This window comes from Marinobacter sp. es.042, from assembly GCF_900188315.1.
GTDB lineage: Bacteria > Pseudomonadota > Gammaproteobacteria > Pseudomonadales > Oleiphilaceae > Marinobacter.
Genome location: NZ_LT897781.1, coordinates 3,227,333 through 3,251,849 on the forward strand (window position 1 = coordinate 3,227,333; position 24,517 = coordinate 3,251,849).

Consider the following 24,517-nt stretch of genomic DNA (forward strand, 5'->3'; position numbering starts at 1 on the left):
GAGATGAGCCCGCTACACGTCGTCATTCTGGCCGCCGGCCAGGGTTCCAGAATGAAATCCGCACTGCCCAAGGTGCTTCATCCCATTGCCGGCCGCCCGATGCTCCATCACGTCATCGACACCGCCAAACTCCTGGGTGCCGAAAAGATCCATACGGTGATCGGCCATGGGGCTGACAAGGTCCGGGAAGCCACGGACGAAGCCTCGGTAAACTGGGTGACCCAGAGCGAACAGCTGGGTACCGGTCACGCTGTGGCTCAGGCCCTGCCGGATCTGCCGGATGACGCACGGGTTCTCGTGCTCTATGGCGATGTGCCGCTGACCCGCTATGAAACCCTCGAGGGACTGGTCGGTACCCTGGATGACAACACCCTGGGTCTTTTGACGGTCACCATGGACAATCCCCAGGGATACGGACGGATTGTCCGGAATGCTGATGGCGACGTGCAGTCAATCGTCGAGCAGAAAGACGCATCCCCCGAGCAGCAGCAGATCCGCGAGGTGAATACCGGCATTTTGGCGGCGTCAGCGAAACATCTGAAGAACTGGCTGCCGACGCTCTCCAATAGCAACGCCCAGGGCGAGTACTACCTCACTGACATTATCGCCATGGCGGTGGAGCAGGGCCTGGGTGTTTCGGTGTCTCAGCCGGAGAATCCGTTTGAAGTGCAGGGAGTCAACAATCGCCTGCAACTGGCCGAACTGGAACGCTGGTACCAGCGCCAGCAGGCTGACCGGCTGATGACAGAAGGTGCGACACTCGCGGATCCCGCACGGATTGACGTCCGTGGCGAGCTGAGTATCGGGAATGACCTCTGGATTGATGTGAACGTGGTGTTCGAGGGCAACGTCAGCCTTGGCAGTAATGTATCCATTGGCCCTGGTTGCGTCATCAAGGACGCCACCATTGAAGATGGCGTGGAGATCAAGGCAAACAGTGTGATCGAGGGCGCGGTGATTGGCGCCAATGCCCAGATCGGACCGTTTGCCCGGATCCGGCCGGGCACCGAGCTGGCGGCGAATACCAAAGTTGGCAACTTTGTGGAAACCAAAAAGGCCATCGTCGGCGAGGGCAGCAAGATCAATCATCTGAGTTATGTGGGTGATGCCTCACTGGGCCGTAATGTGAATGTGGGTGCAGGAACCATCACCTGTAATTATGATGGTGTGAACAAGTACCGCACCGTGCTCGGTGACGGCGTCTTTGTCGGTTCCAATACGGCTTTGGTTGCCCCGTTAACTGTAGCAGCGGATGCCACCATTGGCGCGGGTTCGACCATTACCCGCGACGTTGCCGATCACGAGCTTGCAGTCGCCCGGGGCCGGCAGCGTAATATTGCCGGTTGGGAAAAGCCGAAGAAACACTGATACAAACGATCAACAGACAGGTAGAGCAGCATGTGTGGAATTGTAGGCGCAGTTTCGGAAAGGGACGTTCAGGGCATCCTGCTTGAGGGTCTGCGCCGTCTGGAATACCGGGGATATGATTCCGCCGGTATGGCTGTAATAGGTGGCGACCACAGTGTCCAGCGCGCCAGGGAAGTAGGCAAGGTTGCAGCTCTCGGGGAGGCCATGGCAGCAAACCCTCTCGCCGGTCATCTGGGCATTGCTCACACCCGCTGGGCCACCCATGGCGAGCCGTCCCAGGTCAACGCCCATCCGCACATGTCCGGTGAGCATCTGGCCATCGTCCATAACGGTATTATCGAGAACTACCAGGAGCTGCGCGAAGAACTCCGGGCTGACGGTTTCGAGTTCACCTCGCAGACCGATACCGAAGTCGTTGCCCACCTGATCGAGAAGAACTACCGCGCCCTGCGTAACCTTCACGATTCCGTTCGGGCCTCCATTGCTCGCCTTCGCGGTGCCTATGCCCTGGCTGTTGTCCATGCCGATGAACCGGACCATATGGTGGTCTGTCGTGAGGGCAGCCCCCTGGTGATTGGCGTGGGTATCGGCGAGAATTTTATCGCCTCCGACCAGTTGGCTCTGCTGCCGGTAACCGATCGCTTTATGTTCCTGGAAGAAGGTGACATTGCCGACATCCGGAAGGATGGCATCAGCATTCTTGATCGCGAGGGCCAGCCGGCGGAGCGGGACGTAACCCGCTTCGAACACGGCGCCGATTCCGCCGACAAGGGCGAGTACCGCCACTTCATGCTCAAGGAAATCTACGAGCAGCCCAAAGTGATCAAGGCGACCATGGAAGGCCGGGTCACCAAGACCCGGGTTCTTGAACAGGCCTTGGGTACTGAGGCCGCTAACCTCCTGGAGAACGTTCGTCACGTCCAGATCATTGCCTGTGGCACCAGTTACCATGCCGGTATGGTAGCCCGTTACTGGATTGAGGAGCTGGCGGGCGTTGCCTGTTCCGTGGAGGTGGCTTCCGAATTCCGCTATCGCAAGCACGTGATCCAGCAGGACACCCTGTTCCTCTGTATTTCCCAGTCCGGCGAAACCGCCGATACCCTGGCGGCCCTGCGTCAGGCGAAAAAAGCAGGTTTCCGGGCAGCATTGGCCATCTGTAACGTGCCGGGTAGTTCCCTCGTGCGGGAATCCGATCTGGTGATCATGACCCAGGCCGGACCGGAAATCGGCGTGGCCTCCACCAAGGCATTCACCACCCAGCTCACGGCATTGCTGATCTTTACCCTAGCTCTGGCCCGTCATAATGGGCTGCCCGAGGAGCAGGAAGCTGAAATCGTCGAGGCCCTCCACCTCGTGCCTGGCCAGGTCAGTGATGTGCTGGCCCTGGATGGCGAGATCGCCGAGATGTCCAAGGCATTCATGGATAAGAACCACAGCCTGTTCCTGGGACGCGGTTCCCAGTTCCCGGTGGCTCTTGAAGGTGCCCTCAAGCTCAAGGAAATCTCCTACATCCACGCCGAGGCCTACCCTGCCGGCGAGCTCAAGCACGGCCCCCTTGCCCTGGTCGACAGCGAAATGCCGGTGGTCACTGTCGCTCCCAACAACGACCTGGTTGAGAAGCTGAAATCCAACCTGGAAGAGGTTCGGGCCCGCGGTGGCGAGCTTTTCGTTTTCGCCGATAAAAAGGCCGGCGTCAAAGCGGAAGAGGGCCTGCATGTGATGCAGATTCCGTCCGTGCATCCGATTACCGCGCCGATCGTGTACACCGTGCCACTCCAGCTGCTGTCCTACCATGTGGCCGTACTGAAGGGTACCGATGTGGATCAGCCGCGGAACCTTGCCAAGAGTGTTACAGTGGAATAAGCGTCCTCACGGAAAGCGTATTGGTTGTCGAAGAATCCGCCTGTTGGCGGATTCTTGCTATCTGCTCAGCTTCGAGGCAGTTTATTTTTTACTAAGCAGTCTTTTTATGGCTCGAATCGGTTAAAATGTGGGCTCGGTTAAGCTGTTTTGCTCAGCAATTTCAAGCTCACTATCTGTGTTTTTAGTCGTCCACCTCCCTTTCGATGGTTAGTGAGACCAAAAGCGGTCTCCCATTTGTACCTTTGACCAATACCCCGGTACGCAAGAATCAAGGAAGATGCGGGCGTTAAACGACACAATACCAATAACCCGTTTTCTCAGAAGATTTCCGTAATGCCCAATACCGTTATTTCCGGCTTTACCCACAATTTCCTTGGCAAGGCGCCCGTCTGGTACAAGCAGGTCATCCTGCTGTTTCTCATCGCCAACCCGATTGTCATGTGGACCCTGGGGCCGGGAACGGCCGGCTGGCTTTTGATTGCCGAGTTTATCTTTACCCTGGCCATGGCCCTGAAGTGTTACCCGCTTCTGCCCGGTGGCCTGCTGGCGGTCGAGGCGCTTTTGATTGGTCTGACAACGCCGGATGCGGTGTATCTGGAAGTGCTCACCAACTTCCCGGTGATCCTGCTGCTGATGTTCATGGTGGCCGGCATCTACTTCATGAAGGAACTGCTGCTGGTGACCTTCACCCAGATTCTGGTGGGTGTGCGTTCCAAGTCGGCTTTGTCTCTTTTGTTCTGCTGCGCGGCAGCGATTCTATCGGCCTTCCTGGATGCACTTACGGTTACCGCGGTGATCATCAGCGTTGCGGTGGGCTTTTACGCGGTTTACCACAAGGTGGCATCCGGTAAGGGCTATCAGCACAAGGATCATAACGCCGGCAGTGATGACGAGGTGATCGAGCTGCACCGGGAAGATCTGGAGAACTTCAGGGCGTTTTTGCGCAGCCTGTTGATGCACGGTGCTATCGGTACCGCTCTTGGTGGCGTTGCAACCATGGTGGGCGAACCCCAGAACCTGCTGATTGCCAAAGTAGTGGGTTGGGATTTTGCCGGCTTTTTCCTGCACATGGCGCCTGTGAGCGTGCCGGTGCTGGCGGCCGGGTTGTTTACCTGTTGGGCCCTGGAGAAGCTGCGTTGGTTCGGCTACGGCGGGCGCCTGCCAAAACCCGTGCGCCGGGTGCTGGAAGAGTTTGCAGAGAACGAGCGGGCGAAGCGTACCAAGGCTGATCAGGCGGCACTCTGGGTGCAGGCTTTTGCTGCCGCAATTCTGGTGGTGGGCCTGGCTTTCCATCTGGCCGAGGTCGGTCTGATTGGCCTGCTCGTCATCATTCTGATTACCTCCTTTACCGGGGTTACCGACGAGCACCAGATTGGCAAGGCCTTCCAGGAATCCCTGCCGTTTACCTCGCTGCTGGTGGTGTTTTTCGCGGTGGTTGCGGTGATTCACGAACAGCACCTGTTCAAACCGATTATTGACTACGTGTTGTCGCTTCCTGAAGCCCGTCAGCCTGGCATGTTCTTCATTGCCAACGGCGTGCTCTCAATGATCAGCGATAACGTCTTCGTAGCGACTGTGTATATCAGTGAAGTCAAACAGGCTCTGGATGCAGGCGCCATCAGCTATGAGCATTTCCAGAAGTTGGCAGTTGCCATCAACACCGGTACCAACCTTCCCAGCGTTGCAACTCCCAATGGCCAGGCGGCTTTCCTGTTCCTGCTGACGTCTGCCATCGCGCCGCTGGTTAGGCTGTCCTACGGCAAGATGGTGGTGATGGCGTTTCCCTACATGCTGGTCATGGGCGGTGTCGGTCTGTACATGGTTATTAACCATATTTGACATTCTGATCGGATTTTTGCGGGCGGTGTCAGTGCAGATTTGCCCGGGTCTGTTAATCTTTGCTTCAACAGATCTTAAAAAACGAATTCCATGCACAGTAACGCTGAACTTTTGTCTGTTTCCGCACTTATGAACCGGAAGTCTTTGACTGGCCGGTTCATTGTCTTTTTAATGCTCGCTTTTGCAGGCATGGCTGTACCAGCCGAGGAAGCCGGGGATAAAAAAATACTGCGCGTGGCCTATCTGGAATTTCCGCCGGTCAGCTACCAGTCTGCTGATGGAACGCCATCTGGCAGCTTCATCGAGCTGACCCGGAAAGTTGCTGCCGAAGCAGGCTATGAGCCCGAGTTTCTCTACTTGCCTGTTAGTCGGGTCTATCTCTATCTGAGTAATGGTGCGATAGATGTCTGGCCAGGAGTAACAGACGTTCCCGTTCTTCATGGTAATGTTCTCGAAAGCTGGGTCAGCCCCTTCCCGGTATATCTCAGTGCCTGGTATCGCGAGGAAACGCCTGCCCTGGAGCACCTGGATCAACTCAAGCAAAAACGAGTGATCGTAATCGGCGGCTACACCTATGCCGGCCTGCTTGCCTGGCTTGAAAACGACACTGACATTCGAGTTACCGAGGCTCCCAATCACCGGTCTGCCGTGGACATGTTGAAACGAAAACGCGGCGATTACCTGTTGGACTACCGCCAACCTGTCCGGGAAATCCTCATCAAAGGGGCAGATAGCGTTATTCGTGAAGCGGAGGTGCGCACCCGTAACACCGCCTGGATTTTCTCTCTCGCGCATCCCAGGGCTGCGTTGCTGCGTGACGAGTTCGATGACGCCTATCTGCGGCTCATGGAAAAGGGCGAAGTGCCACCAGTACGAGAGTTTACAGAAGGCTTTATGATCCCCGGTTATCCCGATGGACTTCGCTGATGGCTGTTATTCGATAGCGGTTTTCGTTCAGGGGTTTAGCTGGATGTCCCCATACCAGGCCGTGGCGTTCTCCCCGGTGTTGTCCGAATCCGACATGATGGCAATACCCACCACCGGTGGTGGTTCCTCGCCAAACGCTTCCCGATAGTCGGCCATGATATCGCGCTCCACCGTGACCCATTCGCCGACCTGTTCCGATCCGGAATTCACGGCAATCATCATGGTTTTTTCGGTGTATGGATTGGGTACGATCTTGCCCTCGGCGAGGGTATTGGCCCAGATGTAGTTGAGGGCATTGCCAGGCAGGGACTCACCGAACAACACTTCGACGGTCTTGCGTTTGGCGCGCTCGAAAAACCCCGCCTTCTCGGGCTGGAACTCGAATGCCACATAGATTCTTGCCGGATAATCGTCCCCGGACTTTTCCCGGGCATCCCCGTTTTCGAACACATTCGAGACCTTCCAGCGCCATTGCAGAATCAGCGAATCGGTTGGCTCCAGCCTGACCCGTGCGATCAGTCCCGACGCACCGCCGTCCGTGGTCGCCCGCACCACCTGCTGACCGTCTTCGGTTGTCAGTTCATAGCGGCTGAGCTGATCTATCTTGGGGAATTCCAGAGGCTCCCAGCCATCATTCAGGGACTGCATTTCCGAGAAAGGTGTGAGGGGGGATGGTGTCTGTGCTAACAAGAGCCCTGACAGGCCCATCAGAACCAGCACCGATAAAAATGTGGCAGTCTTTCTCATCGCGCTTCTCGCTTTCAGGTTCACAGTACCCCGATGGACAGACGCTATGAGCAAAAGTGCCCGAGGCCATTACTGGATTGCCAACAAGCGGATTGCACTGGCTGCGGCCGCCGTCCGGTTCTCTACGCCCAGTTTCCGGAATACCTGCTCCAGGTGTTTGTTTACGGTTCGGGGACTCATATCCAGGATCTGACCTATCTCCCGGTTGGTCTTGCCGTTCGCGATCCAGAGTAACACGTCGGATTCTCTCAGTGTCAGCTCGAACCGCTGCCGCAAGGCTGCTGTTGCGCTGTTCTGGTTCTGTGGTGTTTTCAGCCGCAGCAGGTATTCCCGGTTATCCACAAGGGCAAGAAACTCTACCGTTCTGTCGATGCCCATGATTTCGACTGGCATGCTGTGGCCCGGCTCGGGACGGTGGCCCAGCCATTTCTCCAGTCTGGCACGTACCTCGGGGAATTCGGGGTGCGCTGCGTCGGGCAGGTACTGGCAAACCTGTGGCGTGCCCCACAGCAAATTCGCCTCGCGATCCACCGCAAACAGGTTCTGACCGGCCGTATCCAGGGCGCTACGAGCACTGCGGGTCATGCGGGCATTCGTCAGGTGTACATCCATTCTGGCCAGGAGTTCGGTGGTGTTAATCGGTTTGGTCACGTAATCCACACCACCGGCATTGAGCCCCATAACAACGTGTTCGGTATCGCTTAGACCGGTCATGAAGATGATGGGAATATCGGCGAACGCGGGGTTCTCTTTCAATCGACGACAAGTTTCGAAGCCGTCCATATGGGGCATCAAAGCGTCCATCAACACCACATCCGGGGTGATATTCTGGCTGATCGTAAGGGCCTGGTTTCCTTCCAGCGCAACGAGCACCGTCATACCTGCCTCTTCCATGGCATCGTTGATCATTCGAATGGAGTCGACTGCGTCATCTACGACCATCACGACAGTCTTCCGGTCATTATGAAGCTTCATGTTCGGCTACCTCGAGTAGTTCAAGAATTTTCTCAAACTGGAAATCATTGGTGAGTCTGGTGAGCTCAATCGCAAAGGGTTCGGCCGCCTCGCCGCTGTGTTTCAGGTCATGTAATGCCTCAAGCAGGCCTTTCCGGTGTCCGATCCGGGCCAGATTGGCCAGAGCCAGGCGATGCTCCATTTTGGGTAAAGGCAAAACGCCATGGTCGGGTGATGGAATAGCCGCCAGAGGATCCGGGCTCTTATCGAATCGCCAATTGAGATCCAGCACGCTGGCAATGGTGTCGAGCAACAGGTTCAGCCGAACCGGTTTGATGATGTAGCCATCGTGCAGACGCGGTGAGTCTGCGGCGTGGTGGCCCTCGTTAGCGTCGGCAGAAACCATCACGACAGGCACGGTGTGTTTGTGCTGTCGTAGCATTGCCAGGACTTCCCAGCCGCTTTGTCCCGGCATGGACACGTCGAGAAGCACAATGTCAGGGCGCTCCGCCTCAACGGTAGCCAAAACCTGCATAGCATTGCCAAGATCGACGATTTCAAAGCCCAGGGGCGAGAGCATGGCCCTCATGACCTGGCGGTGGGACATATCGTCATCCACCAGCAGTACTTTTCGCCGCGAACCGTGGTAACCGTAGATGCGTTTGGCCGGCATTGATATCGAGCGGGGTGTCGACGAATGCAGGCTTGATAGCATCAGACTGACCCGGAAGACACTACCCTGACCCGGTACGCTCTCCAGCGAGATATCGCCACCCATGATTTCCGTGAGCAGGCGGGTAATGGTCAGACCCAGACCTGTGCCGGCCCGGCTTTGCCCCGGTGTCCGGATACGTTCGAACGGCCGGAAGATGCGTTCCACATTCTCAGGGGCTATGCCTTCCCCGGTATCGCGTACGGTGAACTCGGCGACCTGACTGCGATAACGCAGGGTCAGGGAGACGCCGCCCCGATCCGTGTATTTAATGGCGTTGGACAGAAGATTGATCAGGATCTGGCGCAGCCGCTTCTCATCGGTGGTGACCATTTCCGGAAGCGGGTTGGGGCAGTGGTAATCGAAGGCCAGGCCTTTATCTTCTGCCTGCAGGCGGAACATGGTCACCAGTTGCTCCATCAACAGCTCTATTCGAACCTGATCGCGGTGCAGGTCCAGGCGGCCAGCCTCGATCTTGGAAATATCCAACAGCCCCTCTATCAGATCGGCGAGGTACTCACCGCTGCGGCGAATGACGCCGAGGGCTTCCTTGCGGTGGGAAGGGATGGTCTCGTCGTTTTCCATCAACTGGGCATAGCCGAGGATGGCATTGAGCGGGGAACGGAGTTCGTGACTGATCCCCGTCAAGTAGCGACTTTTCGCTCCATTGGCGGCCTCCGCCTGTTCTTTTGCCTGCTGAAGAGCCTGGTCGGTCCGTTCGTGGGCGACGATCTCTTCCATCAGGAGGCGGTTCTGGCGTCGGGACTCTTCCTCGGCCACTACCCGGCTTTCGTGGGCGAGCACGAACAGCCAGCAGATCACGCCGGTTACGATCACCAGAATGAAGAACACTTTCCACAGGGTCACCGACAAGAGAAGGCCTTCAGCGGGTGAAGCGACCGGCGTCTTGAAATAGATCAGGGACAGCAGCAGGCCGGAAAGGCCGTTGATGAGTACCAGCAGGCTCAGAAAATGCCCGAGCCTTGAGCGCAGACCGGCCAACACCGGTTTTGGCATCAGGCTTCCGAGAAACTGGTTGAGCTGTTCCTGATATCCGGCCCCCGGTTTGCAGGCGTCTGCGCAACGGGCATCGAGTGAACAGCACAGTGAACAGATGGTGCCGTCATACGCGGGACAATGGGTGAGATCTTCCGGTTCGAAGTGATGTTCACAAATCGTGCATTGCACGAGCTGATGGTCAGTAGCGATGGGGACGAATGGCCGTGCTGTGTAGAAACGGCCACCGGTTTTCCAGGCGATGAGAGGCGCCATGATCAGCGCGACTCCCATGGCGATAAAATGGGAAAGAGCCTCCGGATAAACGCCCAGTATGCCGGTATGGCAGATGATGCCTACTACAGAGGCCGTCAGCATGGCACCAACCCCGACCGGGTTGATGTCGTACAGGTGGGCACGTTTGAACTCAATGTGTGCGGGACTGAGCCCCAGTGGTTTGTTGATCACCAGATCCGCCACCAGCGAACCAACCCAGGCAATGGCGACGATGCCATAGAAACCCAGGGTTTCCTCCAGCGCCCGGTAAACCCCCAGTTCCATCACCAGAAGGGCAATGGCGACGTTGAAAAACAGCCAGACAACTCGTCCGGGGTGGCTGTGGGTGAGTCGCGAGAAGAAGTTGGACCAGGCGATGGAGCCGGCATAGGCATTGGTAACGTTGATTTTGAGCTGGCAAAGAATGACGAAAATACCCGCCATCGCCAGGGAGATCTCGGGCGAATGGGTAATGTAATTGAAGGCGATCAGATACATCTGGGTGGGATCAGCCGCCTCCGAGGCGGTAACGCCCTGTTTCAGGGCAAGAACCGCAAGAAAGGAGCCCGCCAGGATTTTCAACATGCCGATCACAATCCAGCCAGGTCCGCCTGCCATAACAGCGGCCCACCAACGCCGCTTTTCCCGGGCATTGCGGGGTTCTGGAATGAAGCGCAAGAAATCCACCTGCTCGCCGATCTGGGCAATCAATGAGAAAACCACAGCCGCCGCGGCCCCGAACATAACGATGCTGAAGCCACCGGAATCAACCGGGTTAAGTCCCTCGAACTGTGTCCAGTCGCTGACTGAAGAGGCGTCCGCGTAAACAATAAAAACAAAGGGCACCAGTTGGAGAAAGATGAAGGCTGGCTGGGTCCAGACCTGGAACCGGCTGATCGTGGTGATCCCGTGGATTACAAAGGGAATGATCACCACGGAGCAAATCAGGTAGCCAAGGACCAGGGGAATCCCGAACAGCATTTCCAGTGCCATGGCCATGATGGCCGCCTCGATGGCGAAGAAGATAAACGTGAATGACGCGTAAATCAGCGAGGTGATGGTGGAACCTATATAGCCAAAGCCGGCACCGCGAGTCAGCAGGTCAATGTCGACGCCGTAACGGGCCGCGTAGTAACTGATCGGGATGGCGGTTAGGAAAATCACCAGACTGACGGCCAATATGGCGGCGACCGCATTGTCGAATCCGTAGTGGAGGGTAATGGAGCCGCCGATGGCTTCCAGCGCCAGAAAGGAGATAGCGCCCAGGGCTGTGTTGCTTACCCGGGCCGCGGACCAGCGCCGGGCACTCTTGGCGGTAAAGCGAAGCGCATAGTCTTCCAGGGTCTGGTTGGCTACCCACTGGTTGTAGCTGCGCCGAACCCGAAAAATATTCTGTCTTGCCGCCATGACTGCCTTGCCTTTGGTGTTTGATTGCCCCGCGTTAGTGCAGCTTCAAGCTGAAATGCACCGGATGAGAAAGCCGGAACAATATCCGTGCCATAGACCGGTGCAGGGATGTTCTTCTTCTGCATGCCTGCGTTTTTAGCCTGTCCTGTTGGTTACAGGAATGCGTCAAATGACGTAGCGCGCTGGGGCGATTGCCGAATGGGCACCTGTACGGGTGCCGAGCAGAATGATTCTCGTGGGCACTGTGCTTTCGAAGGGAAGCGCGGATCCGGACTTCAAAAACTGCGAGGAATCACCATGGATACGACAGATCAAGCCGCCAACGGGCGGTCGTTCGGTAAGGGACTGGGGCTGAAAAAGAGCCTGATGACGCTGGCGGCTTCCGTCATGCTTGCGACGTCGGCACAGGCGGCAGTGCCGGCCACAGCAGAGGTCAACACGACTGGTCTGGCGGTGACGGATGACACCGTTACGGTCGGCATTCTGCACTCCATCACCGGCACAATGGCGATCAGTGAGATTGGCTCGGTTCAGGCGGAAAAGCTGGCTATTGACCAGATCAACGCCTCCGGTGGTGTCCTGGGCCGCCAGATTGAATTCGTTCAGGAAGACGGCGCCAGTGACTGGCCGACCTTCGCTGAAAAATCCCGGAAGCTACTGCGCCAGGACAACGTTGCTGCGATCTTTGGCGCCTGGACCTCGGCTTCCCGCAAGGCCGTTCTCCCGGTTATCGAGCAATACAACGGCATGCTCTATTACCCCACCTTCTACGAGGGTCTTGAGCAGTCGCCCAACGTGGTCTACACCGGCCAGGAAGCGACCCAGCAGATCCTTGCCAGTATCGACTGGGCCGCAGAAACCAAGGGTGCCAAAAGCTTCTATCTGCTCGGATCGGACTACATCTGGCCCCGTACTTCGAACAAGATCGCCCGTAAGCACATCGAGGACAAGCTGGGCCTCAAGGTCTCTGGCGAAGAGTACTATCCGCTGGGTCACACCCAGTTCAACTCCGTTATCAACAAGATCAAGCTGCGTAAGCCGGACGTGATCTTTGCCTCGGTTGTAGGTGGTTCCAACGTGGCCTTCTACAAGCAGATGAAAGCGGCCGGTATCGATTTCACCGATGAGAAGCCCCTTCTGCTGACCATCTCCGTGACCGAGGACGAGATCCGCGGTATCGGCGGTGAGAACGTGGACGGCATCTACGCCTCCATGAAGTATTTCCAGAGCCTCGATAACCCCAACAACAAGGAATTTGTTGCGGCCTTCAAGGAAGCCTACGGCGATGACATGGTCATCGGTGACGTGACCCAGGCGGCTTATCTCGGCCCATGGCTGTGGAAAGCGGCGGTTGAAAAAGCCGGCTCATTCGACATCGACAAGATCCGTGAAGAGTTCGCAGGCATCGAGTTCACGAAAGCGCCAGAAGGCTACGTGCGCATCCACGAAAACCATCACCTGTGGTCCAAGACCCGTATCGGCCAGGCTCAACCTGACGGCCAGTACAAGGTTGTCTACGAGACCGAAGAACTGATGGAACCGGACCCGTTCCCGGAAGGCTACCAATAAGCCCGGACTGCTGGCGCCCCCGGGCGCCAGCATCCGTTGCCTCTGCAACACGAGATTAAGGGTTTGAAGGGTAAGTTGGTCTAAAGGGGAGTAAGGGTCATGTTTGATGGCTACACCAGCAGTGAATTGATGTCGATATTTGCCATGCAGGGGTTTGCCGGGCTCTCCCTGTTTTCAGTGTTCGTACTGATGGCATTGGGCCTGGCCATCATCTTTGGTCAGATGGGGGTGATCAATATGGCCCACGGGGAGTTCATGATCCTCGGCGCCTACACAACCTACCTGACATCCGGTTTTTTCCAGTCCTATCTGCCGAGCCTGTTCGGAGGCTACTTTTTTGTCGCCATGGTTCTGGCTTTCCTGATTTGTGCTGCCCTGGGGGCATTCGTTGAATGGCTCATGATACGGCGACTCTATCACCGACCACTGGATACTCTTCTGGCCACCTGGGGTCTGAGCCTGATCATGCAACAGGCTTACCGATCCATCTTTGGCGCCCGGGAAGTGGGTGTGGACCTGCCTGACTGGATGATGGGGGCGATCCAGGTGACTGACCTGGTGGAGCTGCCCATCAACGGCTTGTTCGTCATGATCATCGCGCTGTCCATTGCCGTGGGCGTGTATTTCCTGATGTACCGATCCGGCTATGGCAAGAAAGTGCGGGCGGTGGTTCAGAATCGACCCATGGCTGAAGCCGTTGGCATCAACAGTGCCGGTATCGACCGAGCCACTTTTGCCCTCGGGTGTGGCATCGCCGGCGTCGCTGGTGCTGCCTTCACCATGATCGGTTCCACCGGTCCGTCCTCTGGTCAGGCGTATATCGTCGATACCTTCCTGGTGGTGGTGTTTGGCGGAGCCCAGAGCCTGATCGGCACCATTGTGTCCGCCTTCGGCATATCCCAGGCCCAGTCCACCATGGAGTTCTTCCTCAGTGGTTCCATGGCCAAGGTGCTTACCCTGCTGGTCGTCGTCGGCATCCTGATGCTGCGTCCAGAAGGACTCATGGCCCTCAAGGTCCGTCGCTAGGAGATTGTCATGAAGAGTTCATCCCCATTGAAATGGTTTGCCACCCGCGAGGGACTGTATTACGTCGCACTGGCCGTGTTGCTGGTGGTGCTTTTGCCACTGGCGCTGGACCCATTCCGCCTGAACATGGTGGGCAAGTACCTGACCTACGCCTTTGTCGCCATTGGCCTGGTGATGTGCTGGGGTAAGGCCGGCATTCTCAGTCTGGGCCAGGGTGTGTTCTTTGGTCTTGGCGGTTACTGCATGGCCATGTTCCTGAAGCTGGAGGCCTCCACGCCGGAGGCCACCGCCATTCAGTCCACCCCCGGCATCCCGGATTTCATGGACTGGAACCAGCTCACCGAGCTGCCCTGGTTCTGGGAACCGTTCCACAGCTTCTCGTTTACCCTGCTGGCGGTGATCGGTGTGCCGGTTCTGCTGGCTTTCGTTATCGGCTTCGCCATGTTTACCCGGCGGGTGGGGGGCGTGTACTTCGCCATCATCACCCAGGCCATCGCCGCAATCCTGACCATCCTGATTATCGGACAGCAGGGCTATACCGGCGGCGTGAACGGCATTACCGATCTGCAGACGCTGAACGGCTGGGACATCCGCACCGATGAAGCCCGGACCATTCTGTACTTTGTCTGTGTCGGCATGCTGTTCCTCTGCCTGTTCGTGGCGCGCCTTGTCCAGAACCGCAAGCTGGGTCGCATCTTGGTGGCCATGAACGCCCAGGAAAACCGGGTGCGTTTTTCCGGCTATGACGTTGCCGCCTTCAAGATCTTTGTGTTCTGCCTGGCAGCCGCCTTTGCCGGCGTCGGTGGCGCCATGTTCACCCTGATCGTCGGCTTCATGTCGCCGTCGTTCATCGGCATCGTCGCTTCCATCGAGATGGTCATCTTCTGTGCCCTGGGTGGCCGGTTGTCCATCCTCGGGGCGGTCTACGGTGCCTTGCTGGTGAATGCCGCCAAGAGTGGCTTCTCGGAATCCTTCCCGGAACTCTGGCCGTTTGCCATGGGTGCGTTGTTTATCGGTGTCGTACTGGCCTTCCCGAACGGTCTGGCGGGACTTTACCAGACCTACGTCATGCCCCTGGAAGACAGGATCTTCAAGCGCAACAGGGGTGAAAAGCTGGAGGCCAGGCCCGCGGAAAAAGCCGCAGAGCCAAAGCCGACCGCTGAGAAGACTCCTGATTACGATCCGATGATCGATTCCTACAGCCCGGAGAAATCGTGATGAGTGCAGCCAAAAGCAAAAGTGGGGATTTCCTGCTGGCGGTCGAAGGCCTGACCGTGTCATTCGATGGTTTCAAGGCCGTGGATGATCTGTCCTTCTACCTGGATCCCAAGGAAATCCGGGTCATCATCGGCCCCAATGGTGCCGGTAAAACCACGGTTCTGGACCTGATCTGCGGCAAGACCAAGGCCACGTCCGGCTCCATCAAGTTTGACGGTAAGGAGCTTACCAAGCTCAAGGAGCACCAGATTGTTCACTCGGGTGTGGGCCGGAAGTTCCAGACCCCGTCAGTGTTCGAGGACCTGACCGTCTTTGAAAACCTTGAGGTGTCCTACCCAAAGGGACACAGCGTGATGGGCGCCCTGGGATTCAAGCGCGACGCGGAGGTCATCAAGGCTGTGGAGGAAGTGGCTGAAACCATCTTCCTGACCGAGGCACTGAATGAGCCGGCTGCTTCGTTGAGCCATGGCCAGAAGCAGTGGCTGGAGATCGGCATGCTGCTGATCCAGAAACCGGACCTGCTAATGCTGGATGAGCCGGTGGCTGGGATGTCCGTTACCGAGCGCAAGAAAACCGCCGAGCTGCTGAGGGTGATTACCAGGGACCACACGGTGCTGGTGATCGAGCACGACATGCAGTTTGTCGGTGATATCGCTGACCGGGTCACGGTTATGCATCAGGGCAAAGTTCTTTCCGAGGGGTCCATCGAGCACGTGAAATCGGACCCGAAAGTCATCGAAGTCTACCTGGGGCACTGATCATGCTGAGCATCAAACATCATTCGGTGGCCTATGGCCAAAGCACCATCATCGATGACCTCAACCTCGACGTGGCGAAGAACGAAATTGTCGCCGTGGTGGGGCGTAACGGCATGGGCAAGACCACGCTGATGAAATCCCTGGTGGGCATGACCCCCACGCGAGGCGGTGAGGTCAGCCTGGATGGGAACGACCTTTCCGGCCTGAAGAGCTTCCAGCGTGTGCGCGCCGGAATCGGTTTCGTACCGCAGGGGCGGATGATCTTTCCGACCCTGACCGTACGGGAGAATATCGAGACCGGGCTTGCCGCCGTGGGTGAGAAGAAGGTACCCGAGGACCTCTACGAGATGTTCCCGGTACTGAAGGAAATGCAGAACCGGCGTGGTGGCAACCTTTCCGGCGGCCAGCAACAACAGCTGGCTATTGCACGGGCACTGGCCACCCGGCCCAAAGTGCTGCTGCTTGATGAGCCCACGGAAGGTATCCAGCCCAACATTATCAAGGAGATTGCGCAGACCCTTCGGCGTATCCGGGATGAGCGGGGCCTGTCGATTGTGGTGTCGGAGCAGGTTTTGAGCTTCGTGATGGATGCGGCAGACCGGATCCTGGTGATTGAAAAGGGCGCGATTGTGCACGAAGAGAGCCGGGAAGAAGCGGATCAGGACAAGATTGCAAGCTATCTGGCGGTTTAACGAGGAGCAGATCGATGAGACACGGTGATATTTCCAGCAGCAACGATACCGTCGGCGTGGCGGTGGTGAACTACAAGATGCCGCGGCTGCATACCAAAGCCGAGGTGTTGGACAACGCCCGCAACATCGCTGACATGATCAAGGGTATGAAAGTCGGCCTGCCGGGCATGGACCTGGTGGTGTTCCCGGAATACAGCACCATGGGCATCATGTACGACAACGAGGAAATGATGGAAACCGCGGCCACCGTGCCCGGTGACGAAACGGCCATCTTCTCCGCAGCCTGTCGTGAGGCGAACACCTGGGGCGTGTTTTCGCTCACCGGAGAACGACACGAGGATCACCCCAACAAGGCGCCGTACAACACCCTGGTTCTGATCAACAACGAGGGTGAGGTCGTTCAGAAATACCGCAAGTGTATCCCCTGGTGTCCGATCGAGGGATGGTATCCGGGTGACACCACCTACGTCACCGAGGGTCCAAAGGGCATGAAGATCAGCCTGATCATCTGCGACGACGGCAACTATCCCGAGATCTGGCGGGACTGCGCCATGAAGGGGGCGGAGTTGATTGTTCGCTGTCAGGGCTACATGTACCCGGCCAAGGAACAGCAGGTGATGATGGCCAAGAGCATGGCCTGGGCCAACAACTGTTACGTTGCGGTGGCCAACGCCGCCGGATTTGACGGCGTGTATTCCTACTTCGGCCACTCCGCGATCATCGGCTTCGATGGCCGTACCCTCGGGGAATGCGGGGAGGAAGACATGGGCATTCAGTATGCCCAGCTGTCCGTGAGCCAGATCCGTGATGCCCGTGCGAACGACCAGTCCCAGAATCACCTGTTCAAGCTGTTGCACCGGGGCTACACCGGTGTGCATGCCTCCGGGGACGGCGACAAGGGCGTGGCCGACTGTCCGTTCGAGTTCTACCGTACCTGGGTAATGGACGCCCAGAAGGCGCAGGAAAATGTGGAGGCCATGACCCGGAAGACGGTAGGTACCGCTGAGTGCCCGGTGGGCGAGCTGCCGTTCGACGGCAAGGAAAAATCCGCAGGGGCCTAAGCCCGGGAGGCGTTCATGCCGTTTATCAACGAACGGCTGGAAGCCAATCGGGAAACCATTGAAAAGAACCGGGCCGCCTCAGGCCCGGTTCGTGCTTCCCGGTTCCGCTTCGAGCCCGAGGCCGTGATGGCCAGACTGCGAGAAAATATCGTCGGCCAGGATGAGGCCCTGGCCGCCATGGAATCCATGCTGGTGCGGGTGAAAGCCGATATCGGCGAGGACAACCGGCCGCTGGCGGTGCACCTGTTCCTGGGTCCTACCGGCGTTGGCAAAACCGAAACAGTGCGCCTCATTGCCGAAGCGATCCACGGTAATCGCGATGGCCTGTGCCGTATCGACATGAACACCCTGGCCCAGGAGCATTACGCCGCAGCCCTGACGGGTGCACCGCCGGGCTACGTGGGCAGTAAGGAAGGCCACAGCCTGTTCGATCTGGACAAGGTACAGGGCTCGTTCAGCAAACCCGGCATTGTGTTGTTTGATGAAATCGAGAAAGCCAGCAAGGAAGTGGTGCGCACGCTGCTGAACGTGCTGGACACCGGTCGGCTGGTGTTTCCCTCCGGCAACCGGGAGATCGACTTCCGCAACACCCTGATCTTCATGACCAGCAACGCCGGTGCGCTGGAGGCGGAGACGTATGAGCAGAGCTACCAGCGGGGCTGGCGTCGCTGGCTCGGTTTATCACCCGGCAACGGCGAGGCCATTCGCGATACCGCTCTGCGCCGGCACTTTGACCCGGAATTCCTCAACCGGATTGATCAGATCCTCACCTTCAACCGACTTACCGACAACTGGCTGGAAGCCCTGCTGGACATTGAGCTGGCGGGCCTCAATCGCCGGTTGTCTAAAAAGCACGCCGAGCTGTCGCTGACGCCGGAGCTGCGAGAAGAGCTGTGCCGTGGCTACGACGCTCGCTATGGCGCCCGGGAACTGCTGCGGGCTTTTCGCCAGCGGCTGGAACCCGCCGTTGCCCGGGCGTTGCTGGCGCATCCGGACTGTCGCCGGTTTGAAGCCAGCGTACAGGGCAGGAAGGTCACGGTGCACCAATACGTCGAATGACGTAGGCACCGGGGGCATTTCGCGAATACCTCACAGGGACGGGATTTCGGATAGTAAAGCCGTTACCTAATCGTGCAAGCCAACACCAAGGAGCGCCCGTTATGGCTGAAACCATTATCAAGATTGATCTGAACAAGTCGGCCTATGAGAACGACAAAATCCACAACCGCTGGCACCCGGATATTCCGCTGGTGGCCACCGTCAAGCCTGGCGACGATTTCATCGTCGAGTGTTATGACTGGACCGGCGGCCAGATCAAGAACGACGACAGCGCCGACGACGTGCGCGATGTCGATCTCAGCCAGGTGCACTTCCTGTCGGGACCGATCGGGGTCGAGGGCGCTGAGCCGGGCGACCTGCTGGAAGTCGACATCCTCGACATCGGCACCTTCGAAGAGAGCCAGTGGGGCTTTAACGGGTTCTTCTCCAAGCAGAATGGCGGTGGCTTCCTGACCGAACACTTCCCCGAGGCCCAGAAATCAATCTGGGACTTCAACGGCATGTTCACCAAATCCCGCCACATTCCCAACGTGGAATTTGCCGGCCTGATTCACCCGGGCCTGATCGGCTGTCTGCCCTCCAAAGAATTGCTGGACACCTGGAACAAGCGTGAGGCCGGACTGGTCGCGACCGATCCGGAGCGGGTGCCGGAACTGGCAACACTGCCCAACGGTGAGACCGCCCATATGGGCCAGATGACCGGCGACGCGGCCAAAGCTGCCGGCGCCGAAGCCGCGCGTACCGTGCCGCCACGGGAACACGGTGGCAACTGTGACATCAAGGATCTGTCCCGTGGCTCCAAGGTGTATTTCCCGGTTTACGTGGACGGGGCCGGCCTCTCCGTAGGCGACCTTCATTTCAGCCAGGGCGACGGTGAAATCACCTTCTGTGGCGCCATCGAAATGGCCGGTTGGATTCACCTGCGGGTAAACCTGATCAAGGACGGCATGAAGAAGTACGGCATCAAGAATCCGGTGTTCAAGCCCAGCCCGATCAAGCCCCGTTACGACGACTATGTAATCTTCGAAGGCATCTCCGTAGACGAAGACGGCGGCCAGCATTACCTGGACGTGCATGTGGCTTATCGTCAGGCGTGTCTGAACGCCATCGAATACATGACCAAGTTCGGTTACACCGAGGCTCAGGCCTACGCGATTCTGGGTTGTGCGCCGGTGGAAGGCCACATCAGTGGCGTGGTGGATATCCCGAACGCCTGCGCCACGCTCTGGTTGCCGACGGGCATCTTCGACTTCGACATCAACCCCTCGGCTGATGGTCCGCAGAAGAAAGTCAGCGGGGGCATGGACGTACCGCTGTCGAAAGATAAGGAGTAATCGCCATGCCCGTGTATGACTACAAGTGCCGTGAACATGGCCTCTTTCACACACTGGCCACCATGGAGGATGCGGCCAAGCCGGCGCAATGCCCCACCTGCAAGGCCATGTCGCCGCGGGTGATCGTATTGCCATCCCACATTGCCGCCATGGACCCGGCCAAAAGGGCGGCCGAGGACCGGAACGAGCGGTCCCGGCATGAGCCGGTGTTTTCCACCGCAGACCGAAGGGCGAATGATAAGGAGCACAGTCGCGCCTGCGGCTGTGGCTCCCCGAAACCCGGCAAGTCCATGCTGTTCTACACCGCTGATGGGAAGAAGATGTTTCCCTCCATGCGGCCCTGGATGATCAGCCACTGATTGGCTGAGTTGAGACTGTCACGTGTTTGGCCCCCTCTCCGGGGCCTTTTTTATTGCTTCAGGTTGTCCCTTCCGAATATCGTGTATATAGTGTTTCTATCCTTGGTCAAATACCAGATGTAGTGATCAGTGCGTAACCAACTCGGTCAACGTGTGATCATCTCAGCCATTCTGGTATCGGGAATCCGGTGAGACTCCGGAACTGACGCGCAGCGGTATTGGGGAACAAGCGTGGCATCAAGACACTGGCGAAAGCCGGGAAGTCGCCACACGAGGCCGAATCGAACGATTCACGCCCCTGAGTCCGAAGACCTGCCAGGGATGAAGGAGCCTTACGGCTCCCAACTGCACCTTCGCGACCCAGGGTGAGCAGACCGGTTATGCCCAGCCATTCCCATGGTGAGGTGTGCCCCTGCGTACGCGATGGTGAAAGGAACTCAACGCGTATTCAGGAGAACATTGCATGTCTGCCTCAGCCCTGGTCGAACCCCGGCCAACCTCGCACACCGATACCGAATCCCTTCAGGTCATCAAGCGCAACGGCACGCTTGTCGGCTTCGACCCCTCGAAGATCAGCATCGCCGTAACCAAAGCCTTCCTCGCTGTTGAGGGCGACACCGCCGCCGGCTCCGCCCGTATCAACGACGCGGTACACCGGGTGACCGACCAGGTTATCCAGGCGATTGGCCGGCGCCTGAAGGCCGGCGGCAAGGTGCATATCGAAGACATCCAGGATCAGGTGGAACTGGCCTTGATGCGAGCCGAAGAACAGAAGGTGGCCCGCGCCTACGTTTTGTATCGGGAGGAGCATGCCCGCGAGCGCGCCCGCCATGCCCCGGTTGAGGCACACCCCCACCTGACGGTGAAAAAGACCAGTGGCGAGATTGCTCCGCTGGACCTGGGCTTGATGAAACTTCAGGTGGAGCAGGCCGCCACAGGTCTGGAGGGCATTGATGGCGATTCCCTGGTGGACGATGCCCTCACCAACCTGTACGACGGCATCGCCGAGGAAGACGTGCTGTCGGCCTTGATCATGACAGCCCGAAGCCGGATCGAAAGGGAACCGGATTACAGCGCCGTCACCGCCCGTCTACTGCTGGAACAGCTGCGTTTGGAGAATGCCGCTGCTCTGGGCCTGCCCATCAGTCTGCCGTTGGCTGAGATTTATCCACAGGCCCTGAGTGCCTTTATCGAGGCGGGAATCCGGTACGAACTGCTGGATGACGCTCTGGCCGCCTTTGATCTGGAGCGCCTCGGCGCTGCCCTGAAGCCGGAGCGGGACCTGCAATTCGGCTTCCTGGGCCTGCAAACCCTGTACGATCGTTACTTCCTGCACTGGAACAAAAGCCGCCTGGAATTGCCCCAGGTATTCTTAATGCGCGTCGCCATGGGCCTGGCCCTGCGCGAAGACGATCCGAATGCCCGGGCCATTGAGTTCTACAACCTGTTGTCGTCGTTTGACTACATGGCGTCCACACCCACGCTGTTCAACAGCGGTACCCGCCATTCTCAGCTGTCGTCCTGTTATCTGACGACGGTAGGCGACGATCTTGAAGACATCTATGGCGCCATCCGCGATAACGCCATGCTTTCGAAATGGGCTGGCGGTCTGGGTAACGACTGGACGCCAGTCCGTGCGCTGGGCTCCCACATCAAGGGTACCAACGGCCAGAGCCAGGGCGTGGTGCCCTTCCTGAAAGTAGTCAACGACACCGCCGTGGCGGTCAACCAGGGTGGCAAGCGTAAAGGCGCAGTGTGTGCCTACCTGGAAAGCTGGCACCTGGACATTGAAGAGTTCCTGGAACTGCGCAAGAACACCGGTGACGAACGTCGCCGCACCCACGATATGAACACCGCCAATTGGGTGCCCGACCTGCTGATCGAGCGCATGCGCGAAGATCGGGACTGGACGCTGTTCTCTCCCAGCGATGCGCCGGATCTGCACGACCTGTATGGCAACGCCTTCCGTGAACGCTACGAGCATTACGAAGCCCTGGCAGAGCAGGGCAAAATCAAACTGTTCAAGAAAATCCCGGCCAAGCAACTCTGGCGCAAGATGCTCACCGTGTTGTTCGAAACCGGGCACCCCTGGATCACCTTCAAGGACCCGTGTAACCTGCGCTCCCCCCAACAGCACCGCGGTGTGGTGCACAGCTCCAACCTGTGCACGGAAATAACCCTGAACACCAGCGCGGACGAAATTGCCGTATGCAACCTCGGTTCCGTGAACCTGGCGGCCCACATTGCCAACGGTGAGCTGGACGTGCAGCGCCTGGAACAGACGGTAAACACCGCCGTGCGCATGCTCGATAACGTTATCGACATTAACTACTACGCCGTGCCCCAGGCCCGCAACTCCAACTTCAAGCATCGACCGGTTGGTCTTGGCCTCATGGGTTTCCAGGACGCGCTCTATCAACTGGGCCTGCCGTATTCCAGCCCGGAAGCGGTGGACTTTGCCGACGTTGCCATGGAGCAGCTCAGCTACTTCGCCATCCGTGCCTCCGCCACCTTGGCGGGTGAGCGAGGTGCCTACGAAAGCTATGAGGGCTCTCTTTGGCAGCAGGGCATCCTGCCGATTGACTCCATCAACCTGCTGAAGGAAAACCGCAGGGAAGGGGATCTGTCTGTAAACACCAGCGCCCGGCTGGACTGGTCGCCAATACGCGAACTGATCGCGAAAAACGGCATGCGTAACAGCAACGTCATGGCGATTGCTCCTACTGCCACAATTTCCAACATCGTCGGCGTGTCCCAGTCCATTGAGCCTGCGTACCAGAACCTGTTTGTGAAATCGAACCTCTCCGGCGAGTTCACCGTGGTCAATCCATCCCTCGTTCGTGACCTCAAGGCCGAAGGTCTGTGGGACAACGTGATGGTGAATGACCTCAAATACTTTGACGGTAGCGTGCAGCAGATCGACCGTATCCCGGCGGTACTCAAAGCCCGTTACGCCACCGCCTTCGAGATCGATGCGAGATGGCTGGTGGAGGCCGCCGCCCGTCGCCAGAAATGGCTCGACCAGGCCCAGAGCCTCAACCTGTATATGGCTGAGCCCAGCGGCAAAAAGCTGGATGCGCTGTACCAGCTGGCCTGGGAACGTGGCCTGAAAACCACCTATTACCTGCGGTCCCTGGGCGCCACCGGTGCCGAAAAAACGGCCCCGGTCGCAGCGCCGCAGCCCCAGGTATGCAGCATCGACGACCCCGACTGCGAAGCCTGTCAGTAACTGCTCACTTAACGATTGCGAGGCACAACCATGCTTGATTGGGACGACGAACCAAAAACTGAAGCCAAAGTGGCGAATCCCGGCGCCCCGGCGCCGGTCAATGTTGACGACAAACGCGTCATCAACGGCGAAACCGACATCAACCAGCTGGCGCCATTCAAGTACCCCTGGGCCTGGGAGTATTTCATGAACGCCAACAAAAACCACTGGACCCCCCTGGACGTGAACATGGCCCAGGACGTTCACGACTACCACCACCGGCTGACCGCGCCGGAAAAACATGTGTACGAGAACGTATTGGCCTACCTCACCACTTCCGACATCCTCGCCATGCGCAACATCGGCCTGGCGGTGATGGAGAAGATGAGCGCACCGGAACTGCAGATTTACCAGGCCCGCCAGGTATACGAGGAAGCCATGCACACCTGGGCCTACCAGCACTGCATCGAAACCCTCAACTTGGACCAGAGCGAGATCTACAACCGTTACCGCGTGGTGCCCGCCATCAACGGCAAGATCCAGATCGCCAATCGCCGGCTGGATGCGGCCATGCGCCCGGACATGAATCTTCGCAACAAAGACGACCTGCAGGAATTCATCATGTCCTACCTGTTTTTCGCGGCGGTGTTCGAAGGCACCTGGTTCTACAACGGCTTCAGCCCCATCTTCGCCCTCCAGCGCCGGGGCCTGATGCGCGGCACCGGCGAGCAGCTGCAATACATCCTGCGGGACGAGGCCATGCACTTCTCATTCGGCCTGAAAGTGGTCAACCAGATCGTGGAAGAGGAGAACATTACCTTTGATCCGAAGGCCGTGCGTGAGATGTGGGACGAATCCGAAGCCGCCGAGAAGGCCTATGCGGACTTCATCCTGCAGGACCCGATACTCGGCTACTCCGCCGAGTACCACAGCGAACAGTTCCGCTTCGTGGCCAATCGCCGTGCCAGAACGGTAGGTCTTGAAGAGCCGTTCCCCGGAGCAAAGAACGTCTCGCCCTGGCTGGATGAGCAGGCCACCCTGCGCAAGGAAAAGAACTTCTTTGAAACGCGGGTGATTGAATACCAGACGGGCGCGCAGCTGGAGTGGTAGGCCCGTCCGAGTGGCCGGAATTACAGTCACAGCT

Annotated in this window: 18 protein-coding genes and 1 riboswitch; of the genes, 15 read left to right on the forward strand and 3 right to left on the reverse strand. The window is 58.1% G+C overall.

Going from position 1 to position 24,517, the window contains the following annotated elements; all coding sequences use genetic code 11:
• The first annotated feature begins 3 nt into the window (after positions 1 to 3).
• From glmU to CFB02_RS15020, 4 genes are all read left to right on the forward strand, one after another.
• The gene (gene glmU / locus CFB02_RS15005; RefSeq protein WP_088558636.1) at positions 4 to 1,368 is read left to right on the forward strand and encodes a bifunctional UDP-N-acetylglucosamine diphosphorylase/glucosamine-1-phosphate N-acetyltransferase GlmU; all 1,365 of its coding nucleotides are present in this window, start codon (positions 4 to 6) and stop codon (positions 1,366 to 1,368) included.
• A 30-nt stretch (positions 1,369 to 1,398) separates the two neighbouring features.
• The gene (gene glmS / locus CFB02_RS15010) at positions 1,399 to 3,231 is read left to right on the forward strand and encodes a glutamine--fructose-6-phosphate transaminase (isomerizing) (RefSeq protein WP_088558637.1); all 1,833 of its coding nucleotides are present in this window, start codon (positions 1,399 to 1,401) and stop codon (positions 3,229 to 3,231) included.
• A gap of 333 nt (positions 3,232 to 3,564) precedes the next feature.
• On the forward strand, positions 3,565 to 5,070 hold the full coding sequence (gene nhaB / locus CFB02_RS15015; protein ID WP_088558638.1) for a sodium/proton antiporter NhaB: 1,506 nt from the start codon (positions 3,565 to 3,567) through the stop codon (positions 5,068 to 5,070).
• A gap of 189 nt (positions 5,071 to 5,259) precedes the next feature.
• On the forward strand, positions 5,260 to 5,997 hold the full coding sequence (locus tag CFB02_RS15020; protein ID WP_227519238.1) for a substrate-binding periplasmic protein: 738 nt from the start codon (positions 5,260 to 5,262) through the stop codon (positions 5,995 to 5,997).
• Positions 5,998 to 6,024: 27 nt separating this feature from the next.
• Here CFB02_RS15020 and CFB02_RS15025 read toward each other — a convergent pair whose 3' ends face one another.
• The 3 genes from CFB02_RS15025 to CFB02_RS15035 all read right to left on the reverse strand — a co-directional run bounded on the left by CFB02_RS15025 (position 6,025) and on the right by CFB02_RS15035 (position 11,089).
• Positions 6,025 to 6,705: a DUF3047 domain-containing protein gene (locus CFB02_RS15025; RefSeq protein ID WP_172835873.1), complete on the reverse strand. Its 681-nt coding sequence runs from the start codon at positions 6,703 to 6,705 to the stop codon at positions 6,025 to 6,027.
• A gap of 108 nt (positions 6,706 to 6,813) precedes the next feature.
• Positions 6,814 to 7,719 carry a DNA-binding response regulator gene (locus tag CFB02_RS15030; RefSeq protein WP_088558640.1) on the reverse strand — a complete coding sequence of 302 codons (906 nt, stop codon included), beginning with the start codon at positions 7,717 to 7,719 and terminating at the stop codon, positions 6,814 to 6,816.
• Complete coding sequence (locus CFB02_RS15035) at positions 7,706 to 11,089, reverse strand: ATP-binding protein (protein WP_088558641.1); 3,384 nt, start codon at positions 11,087 to 11,089, stop codon at positions 7,706 to 7,708. The genes CFB02_RS15030 and CFB02_RS15035 overlap by 14 nt, the downstream gene beginning before the upstream one ends.
• 297 nt (positions 11,090 to 11,386) lie before the next feature.
• Here CFB02_RS15035 and urtA point away from each other — a divergent pair, with 297 nt between their 5' ends.
• The 11 genes from urtA to CFB02_RS15090 all read left to right on the forward strand — a co-directional run bounded on the left by urtA (position 11,387) and on the right by CFB02_RS15090 (position 24,483).
• Positions 11,387 to 12,658 (forward strand): urea ABC transporter substrate-binding protein, encoded by a 1,272-nt coding sequence (gene urtA / locus CFB02_RS15040; RefSeq protein ID WP_014578807.1) that lies wholly within the window; start codon positions 11,387 to 11,389, stop codon positions 12,656 to 12,658.
• 99 nt (positions 12,659 to 12,757) lie between these two features.
• Complete coding sequence (gene urtB, locus CFB02_RS15045; RefSeq protein ID WP_088558642.1) at positions 12,758 to 13,684, forward strand: urea ABC transporter permease subunit UrtB; 927 nt, start codon at positions 12,758 to 12,760, stop codon at positions 13,682 to 13,684.
• Between the two features lie 9 nt (positions 13,685 to 13,693).
• Positions 13,694 to 14,902, forward strand: coding sequence for an urea ABC transporter permease subunit UrtC (gene urtC / locus CFB02_RS15050; RefSeq protein ID WP_088558643.1), 1,209 nt, complete (start codon positions 13,694 to 13,696; stop codon positions 14,900 to 14,902).
• Complete coding sequence (urtD, locus tag CFB02_RS15055) at positions 14,902 to 15,660, forward strand: urea ABC transporter ATP-binding protein UrtD (protein ID WP_162851866.1); 759 nt, start codon at positions 14,902 to 14,904, stop codon at positions 15,658 to 15,660. Before urtC ends, urtD begins: the two co-directional genes overlap by 1 nt.
• A 2-nt stretch (positions 15,661 to 15,662) precedes the next feature.
• On the forward strand, positions 15,663 to 16,352 hold the full coding sequence (urtE, locus tag CFB02_RS15060; protein ID WP_014578803.1) for an urea ABC transporter ATP-binding subunit UrtE: 690 nt from the start codon (positions 15,663 to 15,665) through the stop codon (positions 16,350 to 16,352).
• A gap of 14 nt (positions 16,353 to 16,366) precedes the next feature.
• Entirely contained in the window at positions 16,367 to 17,413 is a 1,047-nt protein-coding gene (locus CFB02_RS15065) for an aliphatic amidase (protein WP_014578802.1), read from the forward strand.
• Positions 17,414 to 17,428: 15 nt separating this feature from the next.
• On the forward strand, positions 17,429 to 18,472 hold the full coding sequence (locus tag CFB02_RS15070) for an AAA family ATPase (RefSeq protein WP_088558645.1): 1,044 nt from the start codon (positions 17,429 to 17,431) through the stop codon (positions 18,470 to 18,472).
• A 101-nt stretch (positions 18,473 to 18,573) separates the two neighbouring features.
• Entirely contained in the window at positions 18,574 to 19,806 is a 1,233-nt protein-coding gene (gene fmdA, locus CFB02_RS15075; RefSeq protein ID WP_088558646.1) for a formamidase, read from the forward strand.
• A 5-nt stretch (positions 19,807 to 19,811) separates the two neighbouring features.
• A complete protein-coding gene (locus CFB02_RS15080; RefSeq protein ID WP_041645822.1) occupies positions 19,812 to 20,165 on the forward strand; it encodes an FmdB family zinc ribbon protein in 354 nt (117 codons plus the stop codon).
• A gap of 126 nt (positions 20,166 to 20,291) precedes the next feature.
• A riboswitch (cobalamin riboswitch) is annotated at positions 20,292 to 20,500 on the forward strand.
• Between the two features lie 128 nt (positions 20,501 to 20,628).
• Positions 20,629 to 23,394 (forward strand): ribonucleoside-diphosphate reductase subunit alpha, encoded by a 2,766-nt coding sequence (locus CFB02_RS15085; protein WP_088558647.1) that lies wholly within the window; start codon positions 20,629 to 20,631, stop codon positions 23,392 to 23,394.
• Positions 23,395 to 23,424: 30 nt separating this feature from the next.
• A complete protein-coding gene (locus tag CFB02_RS15090) occupies positions 23,425 to 24,483 on the forward strand; it encodes a ribonucleotide-diphosphate reductase subunit beta (protein WP_088558648.1) in 1,059 nt (352 codons plus the stop codon).
• Positions 24,484 to 24,517: the final 34 nt, after the last annotated feature.